Source organism: Flavobacterium sp. UBA5153 (genome assembly GCA_002413745.1).
In the GTDB taxonomy this organism is placed as follows: domain Bacteria; phylum Bacteroidota; class Bacteroidia; order Flavobacteriales; family Flavobacteriaceae; genus Flavobacterium.
In genome coordinates this window covers 1-18,130 of the sequence record DHXP01000013.1, presented here as the reverse complement: position 1 = coordinate 18,130, position 18,130 = coordinate 1, and the positions used below count along the sequence as shown (strand labels likewise).

Here is an 18,130-nt window from a genome sequence, read left to right as displayed (position 1 = left end):
CGTTTCTCAGCAGACCCTAATTAAGCGTGCAACGCTCTATTATCAGTCGCAGCCAAAGCAGCTTCTTTTATCGCTTCCGCAAATGAGCGCAACGAGACCAATAGCGTTTGTTGTTCTCATCGCTTTCGGTGTCAGGATTCACAATGCAGCGCATTGCTCGTGTAGCCGGTATTAGCAGCATACTTTTACTGAATATGATGTTATAAATTATTGAAGAAATTTATTCTGTTGTTTTTCCGTCAAATTCTTCTCCATATTTTTCAGCATCTTCTTTTGTCGCCCTTATGGTGTCATATTTGTGATTTGGTGGACCATATATAGTATACATTTTTAATTCAGTTTTACTATCTATGTTAATGACATTGTGCTTTGCTCCTGATGGTACAACAATAACATCTCCATTTTTCACTAAGTATTCAGTATCATCAATTATACATTTTCCTGAACCACTTTCAAATCGGAAAAACTGGTCATTATTTTGGTGCGTTTCTTCTCCAATTTCTTCTCCAACTTTTAGGCTCATTAGAACAAGTTGAAGATGTTTTCCCGTATATAAAACCTTACGGAAGTTATTATTTTCCAATGTGTCTTTTTCGATATTACTTTTAAATCCTTTCATTTTACTGAATTTTAAATTTCTTTTTCTTTTAATAAAAACTCAAATTTAGAACTACTTGAATTGGTAATCATTACATAATTATGAAAAATAGTTATATAATTCACACCTTATTGTCTATCCTTTTTTGGCCTAATAGAACCCCGCCAGCGCAGATTTATAATCCGTGCCCATTGCTACTTTCAAAATTTGTCAATCTATTTTTAACTCCTCAATTCGTTTGTGTTACCCTTTATTTGCTTTGAGCTCGTTTTTGGGCACGGAAAGAATTTCCGCGCTAGCGTTCACGAGATTATTTTGACATTTCCGCGCGGTCGGACGTGTTTTTTTATAAATACCTGCAAGGTTTTAACCTCGCAGGATGAAAATCAATAATTACACGTGCAATGCTCTATTATCAGTTGCAACTAGTGCAGCTTCTTTTATTGCTTCCGCAAAAGTGGGATGTGCGTGACTCATTCTCGAAATATCCTCGGCTGATGCTTTGAATTCCATTGCGGTTACGGCTTCGGCAATCAAGTCGGCACAACGAGCACCAATCATGTGAACACCCAAAACTTCATCCGTTTTTGCATCGGCAAGGATTTTTACAAAGCCATCTAAATCTCCACTGGCTCTTGCTCTTCCCAAGGCTTTGAAAGGAAAACTTCCTACTTTATATTCTACACCGGAAGCTTTTAATTGTTCTTCGGTTTGACCAACTGCAGCCACTTCTGGCCAAGTATAAACTACTCCGGGAATCAAGTTATAATTGATGTGTGGTTTTTGTCCTGCAATAATTTCTGCAACCATTGTTCCTTCTTCTTCGGCTTTGTGAGCCAACATAGCTCCACGAACCACATCACCAATGGCATAAATATTTGGAATATTCGTTTGCAAATGATTGTTTACTTCCACTTGTCCCTTATCGGAAATTTTTACACCAGCTTTATCGGCATTTAGATTGTCAGTATAAGGACGACGACCAACGGAAACCAATGAATAATCGCCTTCGAGAGTAATGGTTTCTCCTTTTGCATTTTCTGCTTGAACCGTCACGTTATCCCCATTTCTTTCCACTGATTTTACTTTGTGGGAAACGTAAAATTTCATTCCTTGTTTTTTCAAGACTTTGGTCAATTCCTTAGACAGTGAAGCATCCATTCCCGGAATAATTCGGTCCATAAATTCGACTACGGAAACTTGCGCTCCCAATCGTAAATAAACTTGGCCTAATTCGATTCCGATAACGCCACCTCCAATAATAACCAAATGTTTTGGGACTTCCTTCAATTTCAACGCTTCGGTCGAAGTGATGATTCTTTCCTTGTCGATTTTTATAAACGGCAACGACGATGGCTTGGAACCCGTTGCAATGATAATATTTTTCGCTTCTACCGTTTCCGAAGTTCCGTCAGCTTTTGCAACAGCAACGTGAGTCGCATCGACAAAAGATCCCATGCCTTCAAAAACCGTGATTTTATTTTTGTCCATCAGGAATTTCACGCCACCGGAAGTTTGGTCAACGACAGCTTGTTTTCTAGCAATCATTTTCTCCAAATTCACTTTTACTTCACCTGAAACCTCGATTCCGTGGTCAGCAAAATGGGCAATTTCACTATAATGATGCGATGATGACAACAATGCTTTTGATGGAATGCAACCCACATTCAGGCAGGTTCCGCCAAGAGTTGAATATTTCTCGATAATGGCTGTTTTGAAACCTAGTTGTGCGCAACGAATTGCCGAAACATATCCGCCTGGGCCAGAACCTATAATGACTACGTCAAATGAACTCATAGTATTTTTTGTTTTAATTTTTTAGTGATGCAAAAATAAGAAATAAAATCACAATGACAATTTCAATATCAATGGCAATTTTGTTCAAATTACGGCTTTTTTGTTGGATTTATTGAAGTATGAAAAACAGAATAAATGATAACTTCATTCCGAAATATTTCATAAACAATTGCAAAGGAGAATTTTTTGATTGGTTTTTAATATTTTTAAATATCCTCTGAAATAGACCAAAAACTGTTTTCCCAATCCTTTTCTTTTGCTTTCATAAAATTCGATGGTTTCCTCTATTTCAGATTCTGCTAATCTTGAAATAACAATCTTAAAAACCATGTTTTGCATTCAAACGAAGTTCCACTTCTTCCCAAGAACTTGCTGAACTTATTTCAGAAAGATATTCGGCTCTGGCTTCTTCAACTTTAAGGTAATGTTCGTCAGAAACTAAAGAAGTCATTTCTTCATTATTAATAGCGTCAAAAACTCCCTCAAGAACTTCGAGTTTTGTGTCGTCCTGAATAAATTTACTGAAATTTACTATCAATTTTTTTCTTAATTCTTTGGTTTCCATCTGAATACTGTTTGAACCAAAATTAATAAATTTTGTTTACCAATTCAGAATTTTATTTCTAAATCTCGATAACCGTGGTGTTTTTTACCTCGCTAATCATAAAAGTACTATGAGTGCTTCCAATATGATCTAATGTCGTAAGTTTCGTTACCAAAAATTCTCGATACGCTTCCATATCTTTTACCACTATTTTCAGTATATAATCGTAATCGCCACTCACGTGGTGACATTCTAGCACTTCTTTGAGTTTTATGACCTCACTTTCAAATTTAGTCAGAAACTCTTTGGTGTGCTGAATGAGCTTCAAATGACAGAAAACCACAAATCCTTTTTCGGCTTTAGAGCGATTGAGCAAAACAACGTATTTGTCGATTATGCCTTCTCTTTCGAGTTTCTTGATGCGTTCATAAACCGCAGTGACTGAAAGATTGAGTTTTAGGGATAATTCCTTGGTGGTTTTTTTGCAGTCATTCTGCAAAAGGAAAAGCAACTTTTTGTCGATTGAATCTAGTGCCATTTGATACATTTTTAGGATTTGAAATAAAAACTAAAATAGTTTTTATTTATCAGCTAAAATAGAAAATAAATTTAATATTTATCTATTTGTTAGTTTTAAAATCTAAATAAATACTTTAGCATTGATTTTCAGTCTATAATTACTGAACTTTGAACTATCAATCCTAAAAACTATAAATGATGAAATTCAATCCAGCAGACGAGATTCAAGATTTGCAATATTTTGGAGAATTTGGAGGTGTAAATCCGTCTATTTCTGATAGTTCAACTTACACCTTTTTATCGGCAAAAACGATGTTCGATACTTTCGAAGGTAATGCCGAAGGTTGTTATTTGTATTCGCGACATTCATCACCAAGTAATTTATATCTGGACAGAGCATTAGCCGCAATGGAAGGAACGGAAACCGCCAATGTCTCGGCTTCAGGAATGGGAGCGATTACACCAACATTGTTGCAATTATGCGGTTCGGGCGACCATATTGTTTCGAGCCGAACGATTTATGGAGGAACTTATGCTTTTTTGAAAAATTTCACTCCAAAATTTGGCATCAAAACCACCTTTGTTGACATCACAAAAATGGACAAAGTTGAAGTTGCAATTACTCCAGAAACCAAAGTTTTGTACTGTGAAACCGTGAGTAATCCTTTGCTTGAAATTGCTGATATTGAGAGTTTGGCAAAAATTGCGAAAAAGTATAATTTAAAATTGGTTGTCGATAATACCTTTTCGCCTTTATCCGTTTCTCCGGCAAAACTGGGAGCCGATATTGTCATTCATAGTTTGACTAAATACATCAATGGAAGCAGCGATACCCTTGGAGGCGTTACTTGTGCATCGCAGGAATTTATTGATAGTTTAAAAAATGTAAATAATGGTGCCAGTATGCTTCTTGGTCCAACAATGGACAGTTTGCGTTCGGCAAGTGTGATGAAAAATTTGCGAACATTGCATATTCGAATGAAGCAACACAGCCATAATGCTTCCTATTTAGCGGAACGATTCGAAAAAGACGGCATAAAAACAGTTTATCCCGGCTTGAAAAGTCATCCGAACCACGAGTTGTATTCCACGATGATTAATCCTGAATATGGTTTTGGAGGAATGATGACTTTGGATGTTGGATCTTTGGACAAAGCCAATGAATTAATGGAGTTAATGCAAAAAAGAAATTTAGGATATTTAGCCGTGAGTTTAGGATTCTATAAAACCTTATTTAGTGCGCCTGGAACTTCCACATCCAGTGAAATTCCTTTGGAAGGACAAGCCGCGATGGGATTGACCAGTGGCTTAATTCGCTTTTCGATAGGATTAGACAACAATATTGAAAGAACCTATGAAATGATGAAAGAATGTATGGTTGAGCTCGGGGTTTTGTAGATTTCAACACATTCGATAAACTAAAAAATCCCGAAAATTCGGGATTTTTTAATACAATTCGATACCAAAATCTATTTTCCAATAATATGCAACTCCGTAAATTCTTTATCGACAATTAGATAATTTTCTTTTTCGAAAGTCTTCTTGTCAAATGAAATTCTCTCGTTGTCAATCTCAATTTCTTTAACTTTAAACGGCAATCCAAAAAGATTTATTTTGTATTTTGAATAGTTGGTGTCATATTTTCCTTCTTTGTGCAACTGGATAATAAGTTCTTTTTCTTTTCCAATGGTTTGGAATGACAAGAAGCTATATCTTCCTTTTTTGTAATCGTAACCATCTTGCGCATCTTCGTAAACTGCTGATTTTTCTTTTCCTTCTTTGAAATACACCTCCAAAGTCAATTCGTCGAATTCTAATTCGCCAACATATTGTTGTACCGGATATTTCGGAATTATGGCACCGGCTTTTACAAAAATTGGAATCTGGTCGAACTTGGTATCGACCCAAATTTCTTTTCCTCCGTTGATTAACTCGCTGGTCCAATAATTATACCATTGACCACGGGGAATATACATTCTTCGTCCCAATGAATTAGGTTCCAAAATAGGACAAACTAAAATCTGGTTACCAAAAATAAACTCGTCATTTCGATAATGCGTTTGGGTATCTTCTTGATCATAATAAACCAATGGTTTCAACATAGGGATGCCTTCTTCTATATACTGCCAAAACATGGTATATAAATAGGGTAACAATTGATAGCGCAAGTTGACGAACTTTCGGGTAATGTCAATGACTTCCTCATCAAAAGCCCAAGGTTCCTGATCGCCATGATCGCCAGAAGAATGCGTTCTACAAAAAGGGTGAAAAACCCCCAATTGAATCCAGCGCGCATATAACTCGCCCGAAGGTTGCTCTGCAAATCCACCTATATCTGAACCCGTGAAACCCATCCCTGAAATAGACATTCTTTGCATCTGAATATTGGCAATCCACAAATGTTCCCATGACGCCACATTATCCCCTGTCCATGACGAAGTGTAACGCTGTGCCCCCGAATATGCAGATCTAGTTATGATAAAAGGTCTTTTTGGATAGGCAAATCTTTTTACGCCATGATAAGTGGCTCTTGCCATTTGTGTTCCGTAGATATTATGGGCTTTTCTATGGCTACAAGGATTTCCGTCATAATCATGTCGCACATCCATTGGAAAAGTTTTATTGGGAACCTCCATAACAGCTGGTTCATTCATATCATTCCAAACTCCTTTCACACCAATATCCGAAATCAATTCTTTGAATAATCCTGCCCACCATTCTCTTACTTCAGGATTGGTATAATCAGGGAAGTTACATTCTCCAGGCCAAACTTTTCCTTTCATATAAGGGCCATCGGCTCTTTTGCAGAAATAATCTTTTTCCAAAGCTTCTTGATATACCGAATATTCAGGATCAATTTTAATCCCCGGATCAATGATAACAACTGTTTTAAATCCGTCTTCGGCTAATTCGGCCACCATTCTTTTTGGATCAGGAAAGTATTTTTTATTCCAAGTAAAACAACGGAAACCTTCCATATAATCGATATCCAAATAAATGGCATCGCAAGGAATTTTTAATTCCCTGAATTTGGATGTAATTTCTTTCACTTTACTTTCCGGGAAATAACTCCACTTACATTGATGGTAGCCCAACGCCCAAAGTGGTGGCAATTCAGGTTTTCCAGTCAAATCAGTATAAGTCATAACCACATCCTGCATTTGCGGACCATAAATAAAATAATAGTTCATCTCGCCACCCTCTGCCCAAAAACTGGTTACATTTCTTCTTTCGCTACAAAAATCAAAATAGGTTCTAAAAGTATTGTCAAAGAAAATACCATACGATTGTTTGTTTTGCAACCCAATATAAAATGGAACTACTTTATATAATGGATCTTGGTCTTTGCTAAAAGCATATTGATCGGTTGCAAAATTCTCCAATCTTTTCCCTTTCAAATTCAATTGGGTTGCTTTATCCCCAAGTCCATAAAAGCATTCCCCGTCTTTTGAGCTTTTACTCGTTTTTACGATATTGCCCCCATATTCGTAGCTTTCCTCCCAGTGAAAACCCAATTCATCTTCTAAAATAATATTTTCATTCAAATCAAAAATGGACAGTCTCAAATCTGCTTTTTGAATTCTACATTGCACTTTACTTGTTTTTACCTGATAGTATTCTTCTTCTTCGGTAACTTCGAGAAAATTATATCCTTGAGAATGATTCTTATCAATGGCATATGAAAAATCGTTGTTGAAATATCCTTTTGTAGTAAATCGAAAACGTATCAAGCTGTCTCTTAACACCGTTAATTTTAGAATTACACTATTGTCTGTGTGGAAAAATACCGAATCTACTTCTTGTTCAATTGAAACTATTTTTGTTGGATATAAATCTCCTTTATATCCTAATTCTGTATTTGTAATCATCTTTTATGTGCTTATTTTGGTCTTATTTTTGGTATCCAAAAATACAAAAATACTTTTTAAACCCATATAAATCTTACCTTTATTCACGAAAACGTTGTAATGGTTTTATGCCAAAAAAAATGAATAAAACCCAATTACAATTTTTAAATTTTTAACTTCAATGTAAAAATCTAAAAAATGTAATTGGGTTTTTTATAGGTGAAATTTATTTATGAAAATTTAAAAACGGTTATGCCCAAAGGAGGCAAAAGTAATTCAATTGAATATTCTCTTCCGTCATAAGGCGAGGCTTCTATTGTCAATTTATTTGGATTTGCCACACCACTACCACCATAAATGGTAGCATCACTATTGAAAATCTCTGTTAGTTTTCCTTTTTTGGGTAAACCAATTCGGTAATTTGAACGAACAACTTGAGTAAAATTACAAACAACAACCAAATCCTCCTTGGGTTTATTTCCTTTTCTGATATAAGACATCACCGCATTTTGATGATCAGAGTAATTAATCCATTCAAACCCTTCGGGACTAAACTGCTTTTCGTGTAATGCTGGGTTTGATTTATACAAAGCATTTAGATCGGTTATTGTTTTTTTGATGCCTTCGTGATAACCAAACTGCAATAAATACCAATCTAAACTTCCTTCAAAATTCCATTCGGCACTTTGCCCAAATTCACATCCCATAAACAATAACTTTGTCCCTGGATGCGTGAACATATACCCATAAAGTAATCTTAAATTGGCAAATTTTTGCCATTCATCTCCCGGCATTCTTCCTGCAATTGATTTTTTTCCGTAAACCACTTCGTCATGTGAAAGCGGCAACATAAAATTTTCGGAAAAAGCATAAGTCATCGAAAAAGTCAAATCATTTTGATGGTACTTTCTATAAACCGTGTCTTTTTGAAAATATTCCAAAGTATCGTGCATCCAACCCATCATCCATTTCATCCCAAATCCTAATCCGCCAATGGATGTAGGTCTGGAAACCATCGGGAAAGAAGTGCTTTCTTCGGCAATGGTTTGCACACCTTCAAAAGTAGAATAAACGGCTTCATTGAATTCCTTCAAAAAACTTATCGTGTCCAGGTTTTCTCTACCGCCATAAATATTAGGTTCCCACTCACCCTCTTTTCTGGAATAATCCAAATACAACATTGAAGCCACTGCATCCACTCGAAGCCCGTCTGCATGATACTGTTGCAACCAAAAAATGGCATTACTAATCAGGAAGGAACGTACTTCATTTCGCCCATAATTAAAAACCAAACTTTTCCAATCTGGATGATAGCCTTTTTTTCGATCCGGATGTTCGAAAAGATTAGATCCATCAAAAAATCCCAAACCATGTGCGTCATCCGGAAAATGGGATGGAACCCAATCCAAGATTACTCCAATTCCGGCTTGGTGCAATTTATCGACCAAAACCATAAAATCCTGCGGTTTTCCAAAACGGGAAGTTGGCGCAAAATATCCAACCAATTGGTAACCCCACGACGGGTCATAAGGATATTCCATTATTGGCATAAACTCAACGTGAGTAAAACCGGTTTCTTTAACATAATTCACTAAATCCACCGCCAGTTCAAGATAGGTCAAAAATTTCCCTTGGTCCCGATAGCTATCGGGACGTTTCCATGAACCCAAATGCACTTCATATACAGAATAAGGTTTGTCTAAGCCATTATGGTCTTGACGCGTTTCCATCCATTTTTTGTCCTTCCATTGGTAATCTAAATCCCAAATTACGGATGCTGTGCGCGGCGGATGTTCACAATACAAAGCAAATGGATCTGCTTTTTCGGTAATAATTCCTCCGTTATTAGATTGTATTTTGTATTTATAAGTTGCCCCTTTCTCGATTTCAGGAATGAATCCTTCCCAGATTCCCGATGAATCCCAACGCACTTGCAACTGGTGTTCGCCCTGAATCCAATAATTGAAATCCCCAACCACGGAAACCGTTCTCGCCGATGGTGCCCAAACGGCAAAATAAACGCCTTTTACCCCATCAACTTCAATAAGGTGTGCGCCTAGTTTTTCGTATAATCTGAAATGTTTTCCCGCTTTGAATAAATCAATGTCGAAATCGGTAAAAAGGGAATAAGGTTGTACTTTGCTCATTTTAATTGTGGTTGGTTTAATGGTTTTATTTATGGAACACGGATGAAACGGATTTCAAACGCAGATTTTTATTATTTAAATTAATATTTTTGTCAAAGATTATAAATCTTAACAAAAAGAGGTTATTCTAACTTTTTATATGAAACACTAATATTATCACCTTCATTACCTTCCAATAGTTTATTATTATTATTATCAGCTACTGAAAGTATATTCACCAAATATCTTTTATCAAAACTATCAGATCGAGCATCTGTTGCTTCTATTGGCTTTTTCATAAATAGAATTTTATTACTAAAAGGATTGTAATAAAACTGTACAATATCAAATTTCTTTTTTCGTCTTTCGTTTTCAATCTCATAGTATTCTCCATCAGATATATATATATCTTTTTCAGAAGCATTTCCATTAATTACATACGTAAGTTTCCAAAAACCATTTAAAAATTTATTATTATTAATATTATTAAATAAATCATTCAATTTTGAAATTTCAATTTGTGAGGCATTTAGATTTAATTTCAGCGTATTAATTTTTTCCGAAGTAGCTTCTTTAATATACTTTATTTCATTTCTTTTACCCCAGTTTAATGCTTTTTTATTTAATATCATTATCCCATATTTTAAATATGGAAATCCTAAAGTATAAATAATAGCAATTATAAATGGAAAAAAAAATGAACCACATCTATTATCCAACTTATATTGAATAAATTCAAATATAGATTTACACCCTTCAGCATTTATTTGAGATTTATCATACCAAACTAATGCAACTGTTATTTCCCAATTGAAAATTAACCACGATAATAAGAACGAAAATATCAGAGGATTTGACAATCTATCTTTTATATTATTTAAAATATTTGAAACTTTATCCATTAAATTATCAATTTATTTTAAATAAATGAAAAGGCAATTCAGAGGATAATTCCACAAAATTCCATTCCTTGTTCCAAACATAAGTATTTCCAGTAATTAAATCGGTAATCTCAATTGGAATACCTCTCCATAATTCCTTCGGAAGTTTAACCATTGCTTGGCTTTTATTAAATGCATCAAGGTTAACAATCATCAAGGTTTCATTTTGCTTATCATCGTCAAATTTGTAATAGGCCAAAACTTGATCATTATTGGTGTCACAAAAAACAATATTATTGGTTTGCTGGAGCGAAATTTGCTCTTTTCTAATCGTGTTTATACGGGTAATTAACGTCGTTATTTTATTCTGTTTATCCCAATCCCATTTATAACATTCATATTTTTCAGAATCCAAATATTCCTCTTTTCCTGGAGCCATTGGTGCGCAAATCCTATATTCGAAAACGGGTCCGTAAATCCCGACACTGGAACTCAATGTTGCTGCCAAGAAATATTTTTGAAGATGAATGGATTCATTCCCGCTTTGCAAAGCAAAAGGGTTGATGTCTGGCGTATTGGGCCAAAAGTTGGGACGGTAAAATTCTTTTTGTTCGGTTTGAGTTAATTCTTCGACATATTCGGTCAATTCTTTTTTAGAATTTCTCCAAGTAAAATAAGTGTAGGATTGGGTAAATCCTTGCTTCGCCAATTCGTTCATAATCTTTGGACGTGTAAAAGCTTCCGCCAAAAATAATACGTCAGGATGTTTTTTCTTGATTTCGGCAATCAACCAGCCCCAAAAAAAGAAAGGTTTTGTGTGCGGATTATCAACTCTGTATATTTTTATATCACATTCTTCAATCCAAAATAAAGCGACGTCTAACAATTCTTTCCAGAGATTTTTCCAGTCGCCGCTTTCGAAATAAATTGGCAGAATATCTTGGTATTTTTTGGGAGGATTTTCGGCATATTGCACCGTTCCGTCAGGTCGCCACTTGAACCATTGCGGAAAATCCTTTACATAAGGATGATCCGGTGCGGCTTGCAAGGCATAATCCATAGCGACTTCAATTCCTAAATCTTTTGCTTTTTTGACCAATGATTTAAAGTCATCAATGCTTCCCAATTCTAGATGCGTGGATTTATGTCCGCCATATTGAGAACCGATTCCCCAGGGAGAACCTACATCTCCGGGTTGCGCATTTGTAGCGTTATTTTTTCCTTTACGATTTACTTCTCCGATGGGATGAATCGGCGGGAAATACAAGGTGTCGAAACCCATTGAAGCAACTCTTGGTAATAGCCTTTCGCAATCCTTGAAAGTGCCGTGTTTTCCTTCTTCGGCTGAAGCTGAACGTGGAAAAAACTCATACCAAGTGCTGAATAAAGCCTTTTTTCTGTCAACATAAACCTTCAATTCCAACGATTTATTTTCCAAAAACCGAATTGGATATTTCTTGAAAATTTGGTGCAATTCAGAAGAAGTTGCTTCCTGAATTGCTTTGTCATAATCCGATTCATTCGTGAAATAAGCAGCCACTTTTTCGAGATATTCCTTCTCGGAAGCATCGGCAAATTTCAGGACTGATTTTACATATTCGGCACCTTCCAATAATTCGGAATTTACGTGTTGATTATCTTGAATTTTTCGTTCGGTTCCGTGTTGCCAGTTCAGTGCATAATCAACCCAACCTTCAACAAAATAAGTATAAAAACCCTGCTTTTCTACTTTGAAATCAGCAAACCATTCATCATTTTCTTTGGGAATCATCCGAACTTCTTGCCATTCTTTATCGCTTTCATGTTTGAATTTGACGCAACATTCCACTACATCGTGTCCGTCAGAAAATACGTCTGCCGTTACGGTTATGGCTTGCCCAACAATTCTCTTAATAAAATAAGCCCCACAATCAATTTGTGGCAAAATGTTTTTAATTACTATTCGGGTTTGATTCTGCATTTTGTATTTTTAAAAGACTACTAAATTTAGTGAAAATTATATTGCAAATACTTTACAAAAATAAATTTATTTGTTTTTCTAAAAAACAGGCGGTAACATAAATTGTTATTCCGTCAGTAAATCAGGTATGAAAAAAAATAGTTTGTTAATTTATTTTATAATGTAATTATCCGGTATGATTGCTCCTTTTTTGACAACCACAATTCCATCTTTAACTGCATACAATTTATTTGAGAAATCGGCTAAATGCTCACCTCCATTGATATAAACATCATTGCCAATTCTGCAATTTTTATCCACAATCGCATTGTTTATAAAACAGTTTTCACCAATTCCCATCAATTGCTTGTTGTTCGAAATATCTTCGTTCATCTCATCTATATTTTGGTAAAAATCATTACCCATAACATAGCACTTTTTAATAATTGTTCCCTCTCCTATTCGTGAACGAATACCAATTACCGAATGACTTATTTCTTTGGCATTCAATATGCAACCTTCGGAAATCAATGATTTTTCAACGGTTGTTTTATAAAATTTTGAAGGTGGCAATAATCTTGGTCTGGTATAAATTTTATTATGATCATCGAATAAATTGAATTTAGGCAAATCATCAGTTAGACCAATATTGGCTTCAAAAAAGGAATCAATATTACCAATATCTGTCCAATATCCTTCGTATTGATAGCTTAATATTTTTCTTGATCCTACCGCTTGTGGTATAATTTCTTTACCAAAATCTTTAGCATCCGGATTTGCCATTAATTCAATTAATAGTTTTCTATTGAATATATAAATCCCCATCGATGCCAAATAATGTTTGCCTTCGCTTTTCATTTGCTCGCTCACATCCGATTTCCAATCTGACAAAAGTTCCTTTGCCGGTTTTTCTATAAAAGACTCAATAAAACTTTCAGCATTCGTTTTTAATATCCCAAATTCAGGTGCGTCTTTGTCGTTTACCGGCAAAGTTGCAATGGAAATATCGGCTTCACTATTTATATGCGCCTCGAGCATTTCATTGAAATCCATCTGGTACAATTGATCACCAGAAAGAATTAATGCGTATTCAAAATCGTGGTTCAAAAAATGCGGCATACATTGTCTCACGGCATCGGCAGTTCCTTGAAACCATGTTGGATTATCAGGGGTTTGCTCTGCGGCAAGGATATCGACAAATGCCTGGCTAAAAACACTGAAGTTATAGGTGTTTTTTATATGTGCATTTAGAGAAGCCGAATTGAATTGTGTCAATACAAACATTTTAAAAATATCCGAATTGATGCAATTTGAAATTGGAATATCTACCAATCTGTATTTTCCTCCAATTGGAACTGCGGGTTTCGACCTTGTTTCTGTCAATGGATACAATCTAGAACCTTGTCCTCCTCCCAAAATAATGGCAACAACACTTTTCTTTTTAGCTTTCATTTTTTTTTATTATTAAATTGTATAATTCTATATATTCTTGACAAACACTTTCCCAAGAATGGTCGATACACATTCCTATTTTTCGAATTTTATTCAAACTTTTTTTATCTTGATATAAATTTACTGCCCTTTGAATGGAATAACAAACGTCAGTAATTGATGCCTGATCGTGGCAAATTCCATTTCCTCCATCGCCAAAATCGATTACGGTATCTTTTAATCCACCAGTCCTTCTCACTATGGGAATTGTTCCGTAGCGCAAAGAGTACATTTGGTTTAAACCGCAAGGTTCCACCCTTGAAGGCATTAATAAAAAATCAGAACCTGCATAAATCAAATGAGCCAATTCCTCGTCATATCCAATAAAAGCGTTGTAATTTCCTTTAAAACTGGCCAATAAATGACTCAATTGGTTTTCTATTTCAGTGTTTCCTGAACCTAAAATCAGAATATTTATTTCCTTATAATTTTCCGATAAAGCCAGCGCGGCAGCGTGAGGCAATAAATCAGCTCCTTTTTCTTCTAATAATCTTCCAATGAAACTAAAAAGCGGTTTTGTTGGGTCTAAATTAAATTGACTACACAACTTTTCTTTATTTTCCTGTTTCCCTTTTACAAGATTCTTTATAGAATAATTGGTTGACAACATTTTATCAGTGGCAGGATTCCAAACTTCAACATCAATTCCGTTCAAAATTCCTTTGGATTTATGTCTTACAAGGTTAAATAAGGATTCTAATCCATAGGCAGAATAATTTATTTCATTCAAATAATTTGGAGAAACCGTCGTCACTGCCGATGCACATTTTATTGCTGTCGCCAATGAATTGATTCTATTATCACATTCTAAAACGGTAACTTTCGACAAATCGAACTCGGGCAAATAATACAATTTATCAAACCCGAATTGCCCTTGATAAATTGAATTGTGAATGGTAATCACCGTTGGCGTGAGCCGCAATTTTTCATATTTATTGACATACAACATCATAAACGGAATCAAACCTGTATGATGGTCGTGGCAATTGATAACGTCTGGAACTTCGGTTCTAGTAATTATCCAATCGAGCGTGGCAATCTGAAAAGATACAAATCGCTCAATGTCATCCTCATATCCATAGATTTCTTTACGATCAAATAGTTCTGGTATTTCGACCAAATACAATTCAAATCCCAATTTATCAGTACTTTCCTTTAGAATATTGAAAGGAAAATTAAATTTTCCCAATTTTACATAACCTGAATGAATACAATCAAACTCATTTTCATTTATGAATTTTGTATCATAACAAGGAATCACTACTCTCACAAGGTGGCCCGCATCGTTTTGGTACTTTGGCAACGCCCCAACAACATCTCCCAAACCGCCAACTTTTGCCACTGGATAACACTCTGCTGCTATGTGAAATATTTCCATTTTAGAAATTTTGGTATTTTCAATTCTTCACCGTACAATACCATTTTTAAATAAAACTATAGTATTACCCGATTCCAATATTATTTATAAATTCTTATTAAAGCTATAAATTATGTTACTTTTATGTTTTTCTAAATTTAGTAAAAAAAATATTAAATAATAGCTTGATATAAAATTTATTGAAATGCCAAAAAAAACTCCTATTCAATCACAATCCTTAAAAATTCCCAAACTAATTCTATTAAGTAGTAAGTTTATCGCTTTTATTTCGCCAAAATTAACAACCCTATTAGCAGCAAAACTATTCACGAGTCCTACCAAATATAAAATTCCAAAAAGAGAATTGGAAATGGATCGTAAAAGCATTCAAAAATTAATTGAAATTCCAGCCATCAATAAAAAAGTAGTTCTCTATCAATATGGCAAAAGTGAAAAGAAAATTTTGTTAGCTCACGGATGGTCAGGGAGAGGAACCCAACTTTTCAAAATAGCTGATGAATTGATAAAAGTGGGGTATTCGACAATCAGTTTTGATGCACCTGCACACGGAAAATCTCCAGGAAAAACAACTATTATGTCCGATTTTGTCGAAACAATTCTAGAAATTGAAAGACAATTTGGCCCTTTTGAAGCCGCTGTTGGGCATTCATTAGGAGGAATGTCATTATTAAATGCAGCAAAAAAAGGGTTGGCAATAAATCATTTGACAATTATTGGAAGCGGAGACATAGTGCAGGACATACTAGATGATTTTGTAAAAAAATTAGAATTAAAACCTAGTACAAGCAACCAATTACGTTTGCATTTTGAAAATAAATTTGGAGAAGAAATGGATAATTACTCTGCTTATAAATCAGCAATGGAAGTCTCAATTCCGGTTCTGGTAATTCACGACAAAAATGATGTTGAAGTTCCTGTAGAAGCAGGAATTCACATTCACAAACACCTGAAAAACGGAGAACTATTTTTAACCGAAGGACTGGGCCATCGCAAAATTCTTGGTAATCATGAGGCAATAGAAAAAGTAGTGCAATTTATTCAAAATCACACCTGATTTTATGATGGTTTATAACCCTAAAAACTAGTTAATAAATTAAAGGTTACCCCAAGACAGTTCGAAATCCTAAACTTCCAATTGATACGAGTATTTGTATCAATTGGAAATTTAGGATTTTTTTAGAATAACTATTTCTCACCTTGCCAGTGTTATCCCAAAATCAACTTCAAATAGAACAGAAAATTACAAAAATGATTTTTTAAATTCTGGTTTTACCCTATTTTCAGATGCCTGTTCATAAGCATATGCTATTCCTATTAGTTTTGGTTCGCTATAAGCTGTTCCAAAAAAGGATAAACCAACGGGTAAATCATACACTTTTCCTCCTGGAACTGTAATATGAGGATAACCACTAGCGGCTGCAGGCATCGTCAAAGAATATCCCCAGCGATCACCATAAATCATATCAATGCTACATGCAGGTCCCATTGTTATCCCACAAATTGCATCTAGTTGATTTTTAGAAAAAACGGAATCCAAAATTTTCTTGCTGCCTTCATGGCTTTTATCTAATGCATCCTTGTAACTTTTTTCATTAAGTCCCAGTTTTAAATTTGAACTTTCTAATGTTTCCTGTTTAAAATAAGGCATCGCTTTATCTTCATTGGCATTATTAAAATCAATTACTTCCTTTAGGGTTTTGACTTTTGCGTTTGCGGTAGATAAATAATGGTTCAATCCATCTTTAAATTCATATTCTAAAACTTCAAATTCGGCTTTACCTAACGCATCTATTTTGTCTAAATAATCTATTTCAATAATTGTAGCTCCTTTTTTCTTTAACACATTAATTGCATTTTCTAAAAGTGCATTTATATATTGATTGTTGCCTTGTGGTTTTTTTTCAATCCCAATTCTTTTCCCGTTCAAAGCATCCAAATCTAAAAATTGGGTATAGTCAGTAAAGCTTTTTCCCTTACTTTCATTTGTTATTGGATCAGCAACATCTGTTCCAGAAAGCACGCCTAATAAAATGGCGGCATCTTTTACCGTTCTTGCCATTGGTCCAGCTGTGTCCTGTGTTTTTGAAATGGGAATAATACCTGATCGACTTACCAACCCAACTGTAGGTTTAATCCCCATTACTCCGTTTACAGAAGCTGGGCAAACCACAGAACCATCTGTTTCAGTTCCAACAGCAACAACACATAGGTTCGCTGCAACGGCTACGCCTGAGCCTGCGCTAGATCCACAAGGATTATGATCTAAAATATAGGGATTTTTGGTTTGACCACCTCGACTACTCCATCCGGAACAGGATTGTGTAGAGCGAAAATTAGCCCATTCACTTAAATTGGATTTTCCAATAATAATGGCACCAGCTTCTCGTAATTTTTTTACAATAAAGGCATCGTTAGAGGCTATATTGCCAACCATAGCCAAAGAGCCAGCAGTGGTTTGCATTTTGTCTGCAGTATCAATATTGTCTTTTATAACTATGGGAATTCCATGCAAAGGGCCTCTTATTTTTCCAGCCTTAATTTCGGCATCCATAACTTTAGCAAGAGCCAATGCTTCAGAATTTACCTCAATGATCGCATTTAATGTTGGTCCACTTTTATCAATCGTCACAATTCGATTCAAATACAACTGTACCAACTCTTCAGAAGTAATTTTTCCAGAAAGGAGATTCTCTCTCAAAATATCAATAGTTACTTCCTCAAGTTCAAAAAAATCAAGAAAAGGGCTCTCATCATACTCATTTCCCTTACTTTTCGAAATACTCGAAAAACCAGAAATTAAAAAGGATGATAAACCTACAGTAGCAATAGTCGTTCTAGTTAAAAAAGTTCTTCTTTTCATATATTTACATTTATCGAAAGTTTGAAAACAGGTATAAAATTTATTTTTTTCAAATATATAACTTTTATCTAAATCTCTAAATAATAATTTAAGTCTTTGGCTATATTTTCCAAAACCCATATAAAACAAAAAACCCCATTCCGATAGGA

At 34.9% G+C, this 18,130-nt stretch carries 13 protein-coding genes; 2 read left to right on the top strand and 11 right to left on the bottom strand.

Features of this window, described 5'->3' with window-relative positions; translation table 11 throughout:
- Nucleotides 1-220 precede the first annotated feature (220 nt).
- The 4 genes from B2145_RS02785 to B2145_RS02770 all read right to left on the bottom strand — a co-directional run bounded on the left by B2145_RS02785 (nt 221) and on the right by B2145_RS02770 (nt 3,477).
- Nucleotides 221-619: a cupin domain-containing protein gene (locus B2145_RS02785; RefSeq protein ID WP_291097922.1), complete on the bottom strand. Its 399-nt coding sequence runs from the start codon at nt 617-619 to the stop codon at nt 221-223.
- Nucleotides 620-991: 372 nt separating this feature from the next.
- Nucleotides 992-2,395: a dihydrolipoyl dehydrogenase gene (gene lpdA, locus B2145_RS02780; protein WP_291097919.1), complete on the bottom strand. Its 1,404-nt coding sequence runs from the start codon at nt 2,393-2,395 to the stop codon at nt 992-994.
- A 319-nt stretch (nt 2,396-2,714) separates the two neighbouring features.
- Entirely contained in the window at nt 2,715-2,960 is a 246-nt protein-coding gene (locus B2145_RS02775) for a hypothetical protein (protein WP_291097916.1), read from the bottom strand.
- 58 nt (nt 2,961-3,018) lie between these two features.
- Entirely contained in the window at nt 3,019-3,477 is a 459-nt protein-coding gene (locus tag B2145_RS02770) for an Lrp/AsnC family transcriptional regulator (RefSeq protein ID WP_291097913.1), read from the bottom strand.
- 176 nt (nt 3,478-3,653) lie between these two features.
- Between B2145_RS02770 and B2145_RS02765 the strand changes: the two genes are divergently transcribed.
- Nucleotides 3,654-4,856, top strand: a complete 1,203-nt coding sequence (locus B2145_RS02765; protein WP_291097911.1) for an aminotransferase class I/II-fold pyridoxal phosphate-dependent enzyme — start codon at nt 3,654-3,656, stop codon at nt 4,854-4,856.
- Nucleotides 4,857-4,927: 71 nt separating this feature from the next.
- On the opposite strand, the gene B2145_RS02760 is transcribed toward B2145_RS02765, so the two are convergent.
- The 6 genes from B2145_RS02760 to B2145_RS02735 form a co-directional block, all read right to left on the bottom strand.
- Nucleotides 4,928-7,327: a glycoside hydrolase family 31 protein gene (locus B2145_RS02760; protein WP_291097908.1), complete on the bottom strand. Its 2,400-nt coding sequence runs from the start codon at nt 7,325-7,327 to the stop codon at nt 4,928-4,930.
- Nucleotides 7,328-7,536: 209 nt separating this feature from the next.
- The gene (gene glgB, locus B2145_RS02755) at nt 7,537-9,453 is read right to left on the bottom strand and encodes a 1,4-alpha-glucan branching protein GlgB (RefSeq protein ID WP_291097905.1); all 1,917 of its coding nucleotides are present in this window, start codon (nt 9,451-9,453) and stop codon (nt 7,537-7,539) included.
- A 122-nt stretch (nt 9,454-9,575) separates the two neighbouring features.
- Complete coding sequence (locus tag B2145_RS02750) at nt 9,576-10,334, bottom strand: hypothetical protein (protein ID WP_291097878.1); 759 nt, start codon at nt 10,332-10,334, stop codon at nt 9,576-9,578.
- Nucleotides 10,335-10,341: 7 nt separating this feature from the next.
- Nucleotides 10,342-12,273, bottom strand: a complete 1,932-nt coding sequence (locus B2145_RS02745; protein ID WP_291097875.1) for an alpha-1,4-glucan--maltose-1-phosphate maltosyltransferase — start codon at nt 12,271-12,273, stop codon at nt 10,342-10,344.
- 150 nt (nt 12,274-12,423) lie between these two features.
- Nucleotides 12,424-13,704: a glucose-1-phosphate adenylyltransferase gene (locus B2145_RS02740; protein WP_291097872.1), complete on the bottom strand. Its 1,281-nt coding sequence runs from the start codon at nt 13,702-13,704 to the stop codon at nt 12,424-12,426.
- Nucleotides 13,694-15,121, bottom strand: a complete 1,428-nt coding sequence (locus B2145_RS02735) for a glycogen synthase (RefSeq protein WP_291097869.1) — start codon at nt 15,119-15,121, stop codon at nt 13,694-13,696. Before B2145_RS02735 ends, B2145_RS02740 begins: the two co-directional genes overlap by 11 nt.
- A gap of 184 nt (nt 15,122-15,305) precedes the next feature.
- Between B2145_RS02735 and B2145_RS02730 the strand changes: the two genes are divergently transcribed.
- Complete coding sequence (locus B2145_RS02730) at nt 15,306-16,175, top strand: alpha/beta fold hydrolase (protein WP_291097866.1); 870 nt, start codon at nt 15,306-15,308, stop codon at nt 16,173-16,175.
- Nucleotides 16,176-16,361: 186 nt separating this feature from the next.
- Here the strand turns inward: B2145_RS02730 and B2145_RS02725 are convergent.
- The coding region (locus tag B2145_RS02725) for an amidase (protein ID WP_291097865.1) at nt 16,362-18,130 on the bottom strand (1,769 nt) is incomplete at its 5' end.

What these genes read in the sequence shown, in the direction of transcription:
- B2145_RS02785 (WP_291097922.1), bottom strand. Translation starts at nt 619, where the DNA reads ATGAAAGGATTTAAAAGTAATATCGAAAAAGACACATTGGAAAATAAT.
- lpdA (WP_291097919.1), bottom strand. Translation starts at nt 2,395, where the DNA reads ATGAGTTCATTTGACGTAGTCATTATAGGTTCTGGCCCAGGCGGATAT.
- B2145_RS02775 (WP_291097916.1), bottom strand. Translation starts at nt 2,960, where the DNA reads ATGGAAACCAAAGAATTAAGAAAAAAATTGATAGTAAATTTCAGTAAA.
- B2145_RS02770 (WP_291097913.1), bottom strand. Translation starts at nt 3,477, where the DNA reads ATGGCACTAGATTCAATCGACAAAAAGTTGCTTTTCCTTTTGCAGAAT.
- B2145_RS02765 (WP_291097911.1), top strand. Translation starts at nt 3,654, where the DNA reads ATGATGAAATTCAATCCAGCAGACGAGATTCAAGATTTGCAATATTTT.
- B2145_RS02760 (WP_291097908.1), bottom strand. Translation starts at nt 7,327, where the DNA reads ATGATTACAAATACAGAATTAGGATATAAAGGAGATTTATATCCAACA.
- glgB (WP_291097905.1), bottom strand. Translation starts at nt 9,453, where the DNA reads ATGAGCAAAGTACAACCTTATTCCCTTTTTACCGATTTCGACATTGAT.
- B2145_RS02750 (WP_291097878.1), bottom strand. Translation starts at nt 10,334, where the DNA reads ATGGATAAAGTTTCAAATATTTTAAATAATATAAAAGATAGATTGTCA.
- B2145_RS02745 (WP_291097875.1), bottom strand. Translation starts at nt 12,273, where the DNA reads ATGCAGAATCAAACCCGAATAGTAATTAAAAACATTTTGCCACAAATT.
- B2145_RS02740 (WP_291097872.1), bottom strand. Translation starts at nt 13,704, where the DNA reads ATGAAAGCTAAAAAGAAAAGTGTTGTTGCCATTATTTTGGGAGGAGGA.
- B2145_RS02735 (WP_291097869.1), bottom strand. Translation starts at nt 15,121, where the DNA reads ATGGAAATATTTCACATAGCAGCAGAGTGTTATCCAGTGGCAAAAGTT.
- B2145_RS02730 (WP_291097866.1), top strand. Translation starts at nt 15,306, where the DNA reads ATGCCAAAAAAAACTCCTATTCAATCACAATCCTTAAAAATTCCCAAA.